The sequence below is a fragment of the Lagierella sp. ICN-221743 genome (assembly GCF_037890055.1).
Classification (GTDB): domain Bacteria; phylum Bacillota; class Clostridia; order Tissierellales; family Peptoniphilaceae; genus Mediannikoviicoccus.
Genome location: NZ_JBBKBD010000020.1, coordinates 1 through 13,992, shown reverse-complemented (window position 1 = coordinate 13,992; position 13,992 = coordinate 1). Strand labels below are relative to the sequence as shown.

Genomic DNA, 13,992 nt, shown 5'->3' with positions numbered 1-13,992 from the left:
AAATGTTACCTCCTAAATATTTACTTAACATAGCTAATCCACTGCAAGCTGTTCTTGATAAATTAGAATTGGATATTTTAATTAATATAGCCAGTTGCATAGAAAAAGAGAATTATATAAATATATCACAGTATAAAACACTTATTTCACAGACTAATCGACTATATGACGAGATAATAGAAGAAACAGGTAGAATTATAGGCGATACTGCACAAATGCACTATAACGACGAAATAAGACGGTATGGAGCAATTGAAAAAGAATTACAAGAATTTAAGAAAAATGCAAAAGTAAATAACCTTTTAGAAGCTACAATCCAGCAAACAAAAGGAGACTTGGAAAACCTTAAAAAAACTATAGGAGTTGTAGTTGGTAATGATACTTTTACATTAAATGAATTTTATAAGCACGAACTAAATAAGCATATGATTTTATTAAAATCTGGATTAGTTGATAGAGAAACAATTAATAAACAACTAATCAACAAATTATCTAACAGTGGTATAAGATACATTGATTATAAAGATTTAGGTAAAAATTACACAGTTAGAAGTGCTGTAAAAATGACGGTAAGAACAACAGCAAATCAACTAACAGGGAAAATAAGCTTATTAAATGCTAATGATTTAGGACAAAGATATATGAAATTAACTGCACACGCAGGAGCAAGACCAACTCACACAGTTTGGCAAGGTGAAATTGTAGACCTTGAAGGGAATGACCCTGATTGTGTAACTCTTGATGATATCGGATATGGAGAAGTCGACGGATTTATGGGAGCAAACTGTAGGCATAACTGGTATCCATATTTCAAAGGAATTACAACTAATGAGTTTGATGATGAGTATTTGAAAAGTTTAGATGAAGAAATCATTGAATACGAAGACGAAGAAATAACCTACACAAAAGCAAATGAAATTAAAAAAGATTTAGAGAGAAGAAGCACAGTTTATAATAATCGTGCTGAAATGTTTAAAACGATAGGAGATAAAAAGAATTATCAAATATCAAAAATTAAATACAGAAACAAACAAAAAGAATTAAATAAAATTACACAAAAAATTGAAGAGATTGAAGAAATTTAATCGTGAGTTAATCGTGTGATTTTTATCGCACGTTTAAATACCTACAAGGAATTTCGCAACCTTAGGAACAGACCTGAACATGTCTTAAAACTGTTCTTTTTAGTTATCGTACTTAAAACGAAAATAACAGGACAAAGCGACGTCCTAAAAAGCTTAGTTAAAAAGGAGTAAAGAAATGAAAACAGAAGAATTAAAAGCATTAGGTTTATCGGACGAACAAATTACAGCAGTACACAGATTAAACGGACTGGATATAGAAAATTATAAGACGGAAGTAGAAAGTTTAAAGCAAGAAAAATCCACATTAGAAAGTGAAAAAGAAACATTGCAGGAACAAGTTAATAATGCAAATCAACAAATCGAAGACTTTAAAGATATGGATATAGAAAGCATTAAACAATCTGCTGAAGATTATAAAAATAAATTCGAACAATCTGAAAGTAAAAGAAAAGAAGAATTAGAAAAATTACAGCTTGAACATCAACTAGATACAAGTTTCTTAAAAGCTGGAGCAAAAAACGTTAAAGCAGTAAAAGCTTTAATTGATATGGATAGTTTAAAAGAAAGTAAAAATCTAAATGATGATATAAAAGCACAAATTGAAAATCTAAAAGAAAGCGATAGTTATTTGTTTGAAACTGAACCTAAACCTACAGGCAACTCAATAGGTGGTAGTAATCCTCTACCTTCATCAACTGAAAAGATGACCTATGATGAAATGCTAAATGCTTACAAAAAAGGACAATTATAAGGAGTAGAATATGCCAGGAATTTTTGATAACAAATATTTTAATGCTGAAGTATTCGGCAAATATGTTGAACAAGTAAAAAGAGATAGAGATAATCCTTTACTAAAATCACCAGCAATTACAACTAACACAAATATTGCAAAAATGATGAAAGACCAAACTGGTGGTAACTTAGTTACAATTCCATTTAAAGGATTAATTGGTGGAAAACCTTTAAACTATGATGGTCAAACTGACATTCAAGCACAAACAACATCAACCTATAAGCAAACAAGAGTAGTAATCGGTAGAGCTAACGCTTGGACTGAAAAAGACTTTGCCTATGATATTACAGGTGGACACGACGAAATGGAAAACGTCGCATCTCAAATTATCGACTACTGGGATGATGTACAACAAGATACTTTACTTTTAATCTTAGAAGGTATCTTTAAAATGACTGCAGCAAAAGATAAAGAATTCGTTACATCACATACTTATGAAGATAAGAATTTTGATGTAACTACTTTAAACACTGCACTACAAAAATCAGTTGGAAGTCTTAAAAATAACTTTGCATTAGCAATAATGCACTCAAGAGTTGCAACAGACCTTGAAAATCTAAACTTAATTAAATATTTAAGATTTACTGATGCAAACGGTGTTGAAAGAGATTTAACACTTGGTACTTTAAACGGCAGGGTAGTTATTATTGATGATACCGTTCCAGTTCAAGGTGACAAATATACTACTTATGTACTTGGTACAGGAGCGATTGAATATACACCAGTAGGAGCAAAAGTGCCTTATGAAACTGACAGAGACCCTAAAGTAAATGGTGGAGAAGACACTTTATATACTAGAGATAGATATTGCTTCGCACCTTATGGAATTTCATTCACAGCAAAAAATATGGCGACTTTATCTCCAACAGACGATGAACTAAAAGACGGTTCAAACTGGGAAGTTGTAAAAGACCCTAAAGGCAAGACAATTTCACTTAAAACAATTCCAATTGCAAGAATAATTACAGACCAATCAGTACAAGTTGAAGCTGAAGCTGAAGCTGAAACAGAAGATCCACAACAATAATCATGATGGATTATGAAAGATATAAAGAACTCACAGGTGATGAATATGTCACCAGTGAGTTTTTTAATCGTTTAACAAAGTACATTGAAGGTCGAATTAATTATTACACATTTGGAAGACTAGATTATGAAAGAGATAAAGACAGAATAGAAGAATGTTTTATTGTATGCTTTGAAGCTATTAAAAGCGATATGATAATGCACGATGACAACAAAGATGAAAATATAAAATCTGAAGCTGTAGGAGATTTAAAGATTGAATACTATGTTCCACAAATTACTGAACTTAATCAAATATATAATGCTAAAGAAAGTAAAATATATAGGATTATAAAATTATACTTTGCACATACTGGATTAATGTATAAAGGATTTTAAAATGCGAACAAATAAAATTGCAACATTTTTTCAAAAGACAAGAAAAGGAAGAGAAGATGTATTTATTCCAATTAAAACTTGTAAAGTACATTGGCAGGATAGAAGAAGTTACAACCTAACTCAATCAAATAGACCTTTATCTGAATTAAACGATATTGAAATTTATGTAAACGATGTAACCTTTAAAATTACAAAAGGTGATGTAGTAATATCTGGAACAGCTAATAAAAGCTATAAAAGTATTAGCGAAATAAGGGAAGAATTTGAAGAATGTTTTATTGTTCAGACAATAGATTTTAATAAATTCGGAACTGGAAGGCTATATCACCAAAAGATAGGAGCTAAATAATGATTGAATTTAGAGAATTTAAAATCAACGGTAATCCTGCAAGACAACGTGGCTTAGGACAAGGGAATAAACTTCAAAGGTATGTTGATAACGAAGTAATTTCAAGAATGGATAAATACACTCCTTTTAAAATTGGTACACTTAAAAGTTCACCTATAGGCTTAACAACTTTAGGTTCTGGTACTATACATCAAAGAACACCATATGCAAGAAGGTGGTATTATACTCCAGCAAACTTTAATGAAGCACCTATGAGAGGTAATAAGTGGTTTGAAAGAATGAAAAACGCAGAAAAAGGAGAAATATTACAAGGTATGGCAAGCTTATCAGGAGGAAGGGCAGGATAATGAAAACAGTAATAGAAAGCATTAGAGATTTTTTCGATAAGTGCGAAGTGCTTAATCCTGATGCAAGATTATCGGTAAATTATTTAGGCTTGGAAGTTCCTGAATATGCTATATATACAGACCCAGCAAATCCAATAGTGAAAAGATATGTAGACGGTGGAGCATTAAAGCAAAAAGTATTTACATTAGTAAGCAGAAACTACTTGGATTCAGATTATATATTACAACTTGAAAATATAGGTTTTTTTGAAAGACTTATATCGTGGATTGAAGATAAAAACAAAAATAGGGATTTACCTATATTAAGTGATAACAGGCATTCGATAAAAATAGAGATTATAAGCGACGGATTTTTAATAAGTGCTGATAATCAAAAATCACAATATCAAATGCAGATGAGATTAATTTATACGGAGGATTAAATGGCAGACCAAAAAGTAAATATTCAAAATTTAGAAGAATTTAAAGGATTGCAATTAAGAGCTGATAAAGTTTCTTTTATGTCTGTAGGGGAAGAAAATGTCTTCTACAGAATGAAAGGATTTACAGAACTACCAACAACAAAAGAAGCTGAAGAATACTCAAGAAAGTATGTAGATGAAAAATCAGAAAGAACTACAACAACAGGGGTATCATCTTCAACATCATTTACACTAGATAAATACAAAGACAATCCAGTACATGATAGAATTCAACAAGTATTCGACTTAGAACAACTGGGAGACGAAGCAACAGAAGATATTGTAGTAGTAGACTTTTCAAAGCCTTTAAAAGGTGGTTACTATGCAATTAAAAGAAATCACACAATAGTGCCTGATACAGAAGGCGACGGAACAGATGCTTATCAATATTCAGGAACATTTAAAGCGAATGGTCCTGCAATAGTAGGTATAGCAAAACAAGTTGAAGGAGCTGCTGACTTCTTAGCAGTATCTTTTGATATAGAAACAGAAGCAAATACAGAAGGTTAAAACAGGGAGATTTAATATCTCCCTTTATTTTTTTAGGAGGGTAAGTTATGGCAGTTAAATTTCAAAAAAGCAAAAATACTGGATTATTAGAATTACAATTCGGAGATATAGTTTACAAGGTAGATGTACTTACTCCAGAATATGCAAAAAAATTAATTGAAGTTGGAGAAAAATATTCAGGTAAAAAGAAATTTACTGAATCCAATTCAAAAGAATTAAAAGATGAATTATCAGGGGTAGTTGAATTTATCTTAGGCGAAGGATCATACTCTCAAATATGTAAAGATGTTTACGATAAAGAAGAATTAACTATACCTGAATTATTTGAAGTAATTTTATTTATTTCAGATGAAATGACTAGTAAAACAAATGAAATTAATAAAGTTACAAACCTATATTCAAATCGTTTAAATGGACTTGAAAACTAATATTTTAATAGACCCGTTACCAACAACTATTTACAACGGGGAAATAGAAATATTTACGGATTTTAGGAATTGGATTTTATTTGAGTTGTTACTGCAATCTAACAAATTAAACGAAATTGAAAAGATTGATGAAATGATTAGATTAACAATTAAACCTCCTTATGAGAGATTAGGAAAATACAATCCTGAAATACTAATAAAAGAGATAATAAACTTTTATGCAAAGAAAGATATAGAAAATAAAGGTAAGAATAACGACGAAAAAGTAAAACAAATCTATTCTTATGAATACGATAATGATTATATATTTTCATCTTTTTATAGAGCATATAACATTGATTTAACTACTGTAAAAATGCACTGGTGGAAATTTAAAGCTTTATTTCAAGGACTACCAGAAGACTCTATTATGGTTAAGATTATGGGATATAGGGGAATGAAAATAACATCAAAAATGAGTAAAGAAGAACAAAGATTTTACAGAGAAAAAAAGAAAATATTTGCTTTACCTGATAATCGTACAGAGGAAGAAAAAGAAACGGACTTTGCTGAATCGTTGTTTAAGGGATTTATGATGTAATGGAAAAATGGTATAGGTGTCCTATATGTGGACAAAAAATATTAAAATATGAAGAAAACGCAAAAAGTGAGAAAGTGTATATAAAATGTAAAAAATGTAAAAATGTAATAGAGATTAAGATTGAGAGCCGTTGAGCCATATAACTAACTATGAAAGGAGGTTAATATGGCTGATGGCTCTTTAATTTTTGATACCAAAATAGACGAATCGGGATTTTCTAAAGGATTATCAAGTTTAAGTTCTAAAATGGGAAAAGTCGGTGCAGGTTTAGCTAAAGGAATTGGACTTGCAAGCACAGCAGTCGCTGGATTTGGAGCATACTCATTAAAGGCTGGAATGGATTTTCAAGCTGGAATGTCTGAAGTTCAGGCAATATCAGGTGCTACAGGCGACGATTTAAACAGGCTTACTGATAAAGCAAAAGAAATGGGTTCTAAAACAAAATTCTCTGCGACTGAATCTGCAGAAGCTTTGAAATACATGGCAATGGCAGGTTGGAAAACTGAAGAAATGCTTGGTGGTCTTGACGGTGTAATGAACTTGGCTGCTGCAAGTGGTGAAAGTTTAGCGACTGTTTCTGATATTGTTACGGATGCAATGACAGCTTTTGGAATGAAAGCTAACGAAGCTGGAAGATTTGCTGACGTTTTAGCTGCTGCATCTTCTAACTCAAATACAAATGTATCAATGCTTGGTGAGTCTTTTAAATACGTTGCTCCAATTGCAGGTACTTTAGGTTATTCTGTTGAAGATACAGCCTTGGCACTTGGTGTAATGGCAAATGCAGGTATTAAAGCATCTCAAGCTGGTACTACTTTAAGAAGTGCATTGACAAGAATGGCTGACCCAACAGGTAAAGTTAAAGATGCGATGTTTGAACTAGGCATCGAAATGTTTAATGTCGACGGTACAGCTAAACCTCTCGGACAAGTGCTAACTGAATTAAGAAGTAGTTTTAATGGACTTACTGATGCAGAAAAAGCTGCCTTTGCACAAACAATATTCGGAAAGCAAGCAATGTCAGGTATGCTTGCAATTATAGATTCATCTGATGAAGACTTTAACAAACTTGCAAAAGCTATAGATAATTCGGCAGGTGCTGCTGAAAATATGGCAAATGTTATGAATGACAACTTAAAGGGCGACTTAGTAATAATGATGTCGGCTCTTGAAGGTGTTGGAATATCTTTATATGAGAATATTGATACTCCTATGAGAACGGTTGTTCAAAACGTTACAGGATATCTATCTAAATTAAATACTGCTTTAAATAAAGATTTAGCAAGTGTACCTAAATTAATAGGCGAAATGATGGCTGATGCTGTAACTAATTTAGCTTCACAACTACCTAAATTCATAGATATTGGAGTTCAAATAATTTCAAGTTTGATTGACGGAATAATGCAATCAAGCGACCAAATTGCAAGCTCGGCAGTCAATATAATATCTACATTAAGTATTGGGATTTTAAACGCTGGAGTAAAACTTGTAGATGCAGGAGCTAAATTAATTTTAAAAATTGGCGAAGGCTTAATACAAGCTGCACCGTCTTTAATACCAAGAGTTGTTGAAATCATAGGAAACCTCGCAAGGTCTTTTAATGAAAATGCATCTCAACTTTTAGATGTAGGAGTTAGATTAATAAAATCAATTGCTGAAGGTTTATGGAACGCTAGGGGAGAACTTGCAAAAGCTGTTCCTGAAATATTATCGGCATTTACTAAATTATGGTTAGCTTGGAAAGGTGCAACTGTAGGAAAAAGTTTAGTAAGTAATATATCAACTTCTCTATTATCTAATTCTGGACTTTTATCAAAGGCAGGAAATAAATTAATTTCAACCTTTGGAAAAAGTTTAATGAGTAATGGAAAAATCTTATCAGGAGTTGGTGGAAAGTTACTTGTTCCTATGGTATCGGCAATAAAAGGAACTGGTGGGAAACTACTTGGTACAAGTGGTGGAATGCTGATAGCTGAATTTGCTGGCAAGCTTTTAGCAGGTGGTGGAAAATTAGTCGCTGTTGGAACTAAATTAATTGGGATTTTAGCAGGTGTTTTATCAAATCCAATCGGAATAGCAGCTGCAGCAGTTGTTATTATAGCCACCTTAGTAAACGCTTTAAATATAGATGTCGGAAAATTATTTCAAGCTGGTGGACGTTTAATTGGAATGGTAGTTAAAGGAATTGCCAACGGAATTAAACTAATACCAAAAGTTGCAGGGAAAATTGTAAAAGCTTTAGTTACTGGAATTTGGTCTTTCCCGGGAAAACTACTTGAAGCAGGTAAAGGTTTAGTAAAAGGTATAGCTGAAGGAATTAAAGGCGAAAAACCGTCTTTTAAAGACGATGCAAAAGACACCATTTCATCTGGTATTGATGAAGCTGTATCTGAAACTGAAACATCCCAATACGGAAGTAATTTAGTTGACGGAATAATTGACGGAGTTCACGCAGGCACTACTGATTTAGTAGATGCATATAGACAACTAATTGAAGCAGGATTTTCTGATAGTGAAGCAAGAACAATAATTAACGAAGCAGGACAAGCTGATACTGATGCATATATCCAAGCAATAATGCAATCTGCTGACGGTGTAGGACAAGCCTTTTTAGAATTAAAAATGAGAGGTCTTGATGAACTTGAAGCAGTTGAAGAATTAATTGAACTTGGTGGCTTAAATATCGAAGGCTATAAAAATGGTGTAAATGAAAACGGTGAAACTTTAATTGATTTATACCAATCTTTAAAAGAACAAGGTTTAACATCACTTGAAGCAGTAGAAGAATTGTTTAGCCTTGGAGCATCAAACACATCGGCTTACGGTCAAGGGGTAGATGCAGGAACTCCTGAAATTATAGGCAAGTTTCAAATGCTTAGAGATGCAGGAGCGACTGAATTACAAGCCTTAGATTTATTTAATGAAAAAGGTATGTTGAACGTTGAAGCCTTCGGACAAGGTTCACAAATAGGTTTGGAAAAAGTAAAAGAAATCTATAGCAATCTTAGAGAAGCTGGATTATCAGAAGTTGAAGCGATGCAAAAACTTTATGATATAGGCTTAGTAAACGTTGACGGTCACGCAAGTGGTATTACATCAGAATCAGGAACGATTGAAGAAGCTTATCAACAAATGGCTGATGCAGGACTTGAAGCATCTGATATGGCTGACCTTTTAAGAGAAAAGGGATTTACAAATGTAGAAGCATTTTTAATGGGTCAACAAGAAGCAAGTGGTGGCTTGCAAGGAATGTTAGAGCAATCAATTCACGCACCTACAACTGAATTTTTATCTCAACAAAAAGATGAAATGATGCAATCAGGTCGTGATAATATTGAAGGCTACTCCCAAGGAATAACAGAAGGTGGAGCAAATGTCGCCAATGCAGTTACTGAAGTTGCTGATAGTGGTAAAACAGCCTTAGATAGTAAAACGACTGAATTTAACTCACAAGGTAAAAAAATACCTGAAGAAATAAGTTCAGGAATAAATTCAGGATCTGGACAAGTTACATCAAGCATAAATAAATTAGGTTCTGGAATTGAAACATCTGTAACTAATACATCAAACAAAGTAAAATCATCTGCTGATAGCATGATGAACGGATTTAACAACTCGGTATCATCAGGAGCTAATAAAGTAAATTCTACAGTATCTCAAATGAGTAATAACGTGGCTAATCAAATAACTCAAATGGGAAATAAAGTTAGTCAAGCATCTACTCAAATGATGAATAATTTTGGTAGAGAAATAAGCAGAGGAATTACAGAAGCTAATAGAAACTTTACAAAACTTGTAAATGACGTAAATAAAAACATCACTAATATGTCAAATACCATGACAAGAACTACTACTCAAATGATGAATTCTTTTGTAACTTCTGTTACATCAGGAGCAAACAAGGCACAATCTGCAATTAGCAATATGTGTCGTTCATCAGTTAGTACAGTAAATTCTTTTAGAGGACAATTCGTTTCTGCTGGTAGGAATTTAAGTTATGGCTTGGCATCGGGTATTTCATCAGGTAGGTCTGCAGTTATAAGTTCGGCAGTAAATATTATGCGAAATGCTGTAAGTGCTGCAAAAAGAGCTGCTGCAATTCACTCACCATCTAAAATATGGGAAAAAGAAATCGGTTACCAACTACCAGCTGGTACAAGCGTAGGTATTGATAAAGGTTCTAAATTAGTTGAAAAATCATCTAAAAATCTAATGGAAAATTTAATTGATAAAGCAAAAGGAGAAGTTGATTTAGAAACTAATCTCATAGGAAATGTACTAGGATTTAACTATACAAGTTCGGCTAAATTAAACGCTGACGGTTCGATGAATGTAACTATTGGAAATGGTGAAATAAGAACAGTTGTAGAGTTAGACGGAAGGGCAGTCGGTGAATCCGTAAGTCCTTTTGTAAGTAAAGAAATTTCAAGGGATAAAAGGAGATAGCATGAAAACAATAAATGGATTGAATTTAAAAAAGTATAGGGCTTATCTCCTTCACCCTATACAAATTACAAGTGCAGAAATAGAAAGAGATATTTTTAAAACTGATAATGGAATTGCAATATATGGAGAAAAGAAACAAGGTTTCAAAAAAGTAAGATTGAATATTGAATTTCAAGGAAATAGAAAAACAATCGAAACTAACAAATCAAGGCTATTAACTGATTTAGAATTATGTCGCTTAAATGTTGGCGACGGAAGAGTTTATGAAGGACAATTTTTATTTGATGAAATTATAGATACTTACTTAGGCTATGAAGTTATTTCAGTAATTGGAAAATGTGAAGCTTATAAGGTGGGAAGCTATAAATTTGAAATAGATAAGAAGAAAAGAATTGTCTTAAATGAGGTCTCAGAATGTCCAGTAATTCTTAAATTAACAGGTACTGGAAGCAATATTACAATATCGGGATTAACTAAAGTTCCAATTAAAATTAAAAGATTGAATGGTGAAATATCAATCAACGGAACAAATGGATTAATCAACGGAGATATTAATAATATTGATTTTTACGAATTTCCAAAACTAAAAAATGATACAACAATAGAGGTTGCTGGAAGTGGTACTTTTAAAACTGAAATTGAATATAGGGTTAAGGTGATGTAATGGCATTTAAGATTAAAGATAGAAATGAAAATTTAACATCACTTTTTAATTCATATAGAAATTTTCAAATCAAACAGTCGATAAAAGAGCTTGATTATATGACTATGGAAATACCTAAAATTAGCATTGATGTCTTTGAAGTTGAAGGTATTGTTGATACAAATAACGAAAAATATCTAATCAAAGAAATCAACGAACAATCAGATTGTTATAAAGTTGGAGCAATACAGCATGATGAAAAATTTGATGAATTTCACATTAACAAATCCTATGTAACAAAGACACCTAAATATATGCTTGAAGATTTATTTGGTAGTGGCTGGACTATAAATTGTGATGTAAGAATGCAAAGAACAGTTACAGGCAATCACTTATCAACATTTAAAATCTTTGAAAAGATAATTAAGACTTTTGACCTTGAATATCGCATAAATACAATTAATAAAACAATAACCCTTGCACCTGAATTATCAAAGGATAAAGGACAATATTTTACTGAAGAATTAAACTTAAAAAAGAAGTATGCGAATATTGATAGCTTTGATTTTGCCACTCGGATTATACCAATTGGGAATGACGGATTAACAATCGCTGCAGTAAATAATGGTAAAAACTACTTAGAAAATTATAGCTACAGCAATAAAATAATAACCTACTATTGGGAAGATAATCGTTATACAAATGTTTATAATCTTAAAAACGATGCAAAAAAGAAGTTAGATATTTTGTCACAACCTTATAAAAGCTATGAAATTAATGTAATTGATTTATCGCAAATATCAGGCTATGAAAGCTTTAGTTATGAGATAGGAGATTTTGTTTATTTACTTGATAAAAATGGATTTAAAGAAAAATTCAGGATTGTAGAATTAACTAGATATCCACATAAGCAAGAATTAAATGAAATTGTACTTGGAAATAAAATTAAAGACTTAAAAACTGATGAAAAGAATTTACAAGAAAATTTAGATGATTATTGGACAAATACTGAAGCATTATTTGAAGTAACAAAAGAAAGTGTAAAATCGCAAGTTCAAACTTTAGAAAAAGGTGTTGAAAATTCAATAAATGAGTTCAAAACAACTATAGAACAAACGGACAAAAAAGTTACTGAACGATTTGAAGAAAACGAAATAAAGATTGATGAAAATACTGGGCAGACAAGCAAGAATAATAAAAAATTAATGGAAATTGAAAAATCAGTCGACGGTTTAAACATAACTATAAGTAGTAAAGCTGACACATCGGATTTAAACTCAAAAGCTGATAAAGATAAATTAATAACTCAAATTAATGCTTGTCCTGAATATTTAAAAATAGCATCAAGAAATATATATTTAGACGGAAATACAGAAGTTCGTGGAAGCTTTAACGTTAGTGGAAATATGGTTGTTGGTGGCACAATATCATCTGCTAATATCAATCGTGGTAACGCCTATATGGACAGTCAAGGATTTTCGTTTAATGGTCCTAACATAAAAATGATTGACAGAGACGGTAGAACGCAATTTGATGTTTATGGAACAATTGCAGCTAAAGGTTGGTACACTTATGAATTAAATTCTGGTGGTTTACATGGAGCAGACGGTTCAATGATAGCACAGGACGGTAACGGAACATATTTATATCGTCCTCACGCAGGTTCATCACCTTCTATTGCGATAAGAAGTGACGGAGTATATATTGGTAGGTTATTTGTCGGAGGAAAGGAGATTAAAGGATAAATGCTAAATATAAAAACAATGGGAATTAATTTCAACGCACCAGACAATAAAGTTGGAATTGGCTTTGAGTGTCAAGAAGTACAGGACGGTATTTACTTTTCTGGAAACTTGATAGTTGATAAACACGAATTTGATGTATGTTATCAAAAAGGCACATTACAAGAATTAATCCTTATAAAGCTAGGAGATTTATTCAAAACTAAAGATAATGAAAACTTAGGAATAGTTGCTTTACAAGAAAGTTTTGATAAAAAAATGAATAATATAGAATCTATGCTTTTAGAATTAACCTTGATGATGTCGGGTGGTACAGGTGTAATAAATGAAAATATTGAAAAACAAAATTCAGAAGATACTGATACTAATATTGATACAGTTACAGAAGGAGGAAAGGCAGGTGAATAAAATGTTAGTTATATTTTTAGCAGAACAAGTTTTAACAGGCAAGATAAAATTAAGTCAAATTGGAAATAATTTCAATTTACACGACTTAGTTAAAGCAAAAATCGCAGAAATGTTAAATGTTCCAGTTGAAGAAATTGAAAAAGAAATTGAGGGATAAGCTTAATTGCTTACCCTCTTTTTTATGGAGGTAAATATGAAAGATTTGAACGAATTAGGTCTAAAAGATATAACCTTGAATTTTGATACTGGAGAACTAGACGATATTCAACTAGTTCAAGGAGATACAAAGACTAGAGGTTTTAACGTTGAATTAGTATCCAATAGTGGAGAAGTGATTGCACCAAATTCAAATATAACCTTAAAATTATTTGGTACAAATCTAAATGACCCTACCAAGACTTATTATACAGTCGCAAAGGTTATTGATGATAAATATCAGGTCTTTTTTTCAACTGATATGCTTGGGAAAATGGGTAAAGTTGAATTTCAATTAGCTTTATACCAAGGTGCAGACAAACTAATTCAATCCAATACTTATATATCAGATGTAACAAAATCTTTATGCAACGGTGGAGCAACTGGCAAGGACTTAGTAGTCGATTTTACCAAACTTGAAAAGGCACTTGAACGTGTCGATACCCAAGAAAAAGCCTACCAAGAAAGTCTAAAAAAGCAAGAAGTGATTAAAAGTGATATAGACAGAAAGCAAAGGCAAGTATCTACAGACACAACAGCAGTCAAGAAAATCAGGACTGATATGGAAGGTGTCATGGCTGCTGAAGCTGACAGGGTATCG

The 13,992-nt window shown here is 32.0% G+C and carries 16 protein-coding genes; all 16 read left to right on the top strand.

What is annotated here, in order from left to right; all coding sequences use genetic code 11:
- The first annotated feature begins 2 nt into the window (after window positions 1-2).
- Window positions 3-1,085 carry a phage minor capsid protein gene (locus tag WKS98_RS08355; RefSeq protein ID WP_498918468.1) on the top strand — a complete coding sequence of 361 codons (1,083 nt, stop codon included), beginning with the start codon at window positions 3-5 and terminating at the stop codon, window positions 1,083-1,085.
- 175 nt (window positions 1,086-1,260) lie between these two features.
- Window positions 1,261-1,836, top strand: a complete 576-nt coding sequence (locus WKS98_RS08350; RefSeq protein ID WP_498918466.1) for a phage scaffolding protein — start codon at window positions 1,261-1,263, stop codon at window positions 1,834-1,836.
- 10 nt (window positions 1,837-1,846) lie between these two features.
- Window positions 1,847-2,905, top strand: a complete 1,059-nt coding sequence (locus tag WKS98_RS08345; protein WP_498918464.1) for a phage coat protein — start codon at window positions 1,847-1,849, stop codon at window positions 2,903-2,905.
- 2 nt (window positions 2,906-2,907) lie between these two features.
- On the top strand, window positions 2,908-3,282 hold the full coding sequence (locus WKS98_RS08340; RefSeq protein WP_498918462.1) for a hypothetical protein: 375 nt from the start codon (window positions 2,908-2,910) through the stop codon (window positions 3,280-3,282).
- A gap of 1 nt (window position 3,283) precedes the next feature.
- Window positions 3,284-3,631, top strand: a complete 348-nt coding sequence (locus WKS98_RS08335; RefSeq protein ID WP_498918460.1) for a DUF6751 family protein — start codon at window positions 3,284-3,286, stop codon at window positions 3,629-3,631.
- Window positions 3,631-3,978: a minor capsid protein gene (locus WKS98_RS08330; protein ID WP_498918458.1), complete on the top strand. Its 348-nt coding sequence runs from the start codon at window positions 3,631-3,633 to the stop codon at window positions 3,976-3,978. The genes WKS98_RS08335 and WKS98_RS08330 overlap by 1 nt, the downstream gene beginning before the upstream one ends.
- Window positions 3,978-4,400: a hypothetical protein gene (locus WKS98_RS08325; RefSeq protein WP_498918457.1), complete on the top strand. Its 423-nt coding sequence runs from the start codon at window positions 3,978-3,980 to the stop codon at window positions 4,398-4,400. The genes WKS98_RS08330 and WKS98_RS08325 overlap by 1 nt, the downstream gene beginning before the upstream one ends.
- Window positions 4,401-4,949 (top strand): phage tail tube protein, encoded by a 549-nt coding sequence (locus WKS98_RS08320; protein ID WP_498918455.1) that lies wholly within the window; start codon window positions 4,401-4,403, stop codon window positions 4,947-4,949.
- 47 nt (window positions 4,950-4,996) lie between these two features.
- Complete coding sequence (locus WKS98_RS08315; RefSeq protein ID WP_498918454.1) at window positions 4,997-5,377, top strand: hypothetical protein; 381 nt, start codon at window positions 4,997-4,999, stop codon at window positions 5,375-5,377.
- Window positions 5,361-5,957, top strand: coding sequence for a bacteriophage Gp15 family protein (locus WKS98_RS08310; RefSeq protein WP_498918452.1), 597 nt, complete (start codon window positions 5,361-5,363; stop codon window positions 5,955-5,957). The genes WKS98_RS08315 and WKS98_RS08310 overlap by 17 nt, the downstream gene beginning before the upstream one ends.
- 165 nt (window positions 5,958-6,122) lie before the next feature.
- Window positions 6,123-10,403: a phage tail tape measure protein gene (locus tag WKS98_RS08305; RefSeq protein WP_498918450.1), complete on the top strand. Its 4,281-nt coding sequence runs from the start codon at window positions 6,123-6,125 to the stop codon at window positions 10,401-10,403.
- A 1-nt stretch (window position 10,404) separates the two neighbouring features.
- Window positions 10,405-11,067, top strand: coding sequence for a hypothetical protein (locus WKS98_RS08300; RefSeq protein WP_498918448.1), 663 nt, complete (start codon window positions 10,405-10,407; stop codon window positions 11,065-11,067).
- Window positions 11,067-12,791, top strand: a complete 1,725-nt coding sequence (locus WKS98_RS08295; protein WP_498918447.1) for a phage tail spike protein — start codon at window positions 11,067-11,069, stop codon at window positions 12,789-12,791. Before WKS98_RS08300 ends, WKS98_RS08295 begins: the two co-directional genes overlap by 1 nt.
- An 18-nt stretch (window positions 12,792-12,809) precedes the next feature.
- On the top strand, window positions 12,810-13,196 hold the full coding sequence (locus tag WKS98_RS08290) for a hypothetical protein (protein WP_498918445.1): 387 nt from the start codon (window positions 12,810-12,812) through the stop codon (window positions 13,194-13,196).
- A gap of 1 nt (window position 13,197) precedes the next feature.
- The gene (locus tag WKS98_RS08285; protein ID WP_498918443.1) at window positions 13,198-13,353 is read left to right on the top strand and encodes a hypothetical protein; all 156 of its coding nucleotides are present in this window, start codon (window positions 13,198-13,200) and stop codon (window positions 13,351-13,353) included.
- A gap of 36 nt (window positions 13,354-13,389) precedes the next feature.
- On the top strand, window positions 13,390-13,992 hold a 603-nt coding region (locus tag WKS98_RS08280; RefSeq protein WP_498918441.1), incomplete at its 3' end, for a hypothetical protein.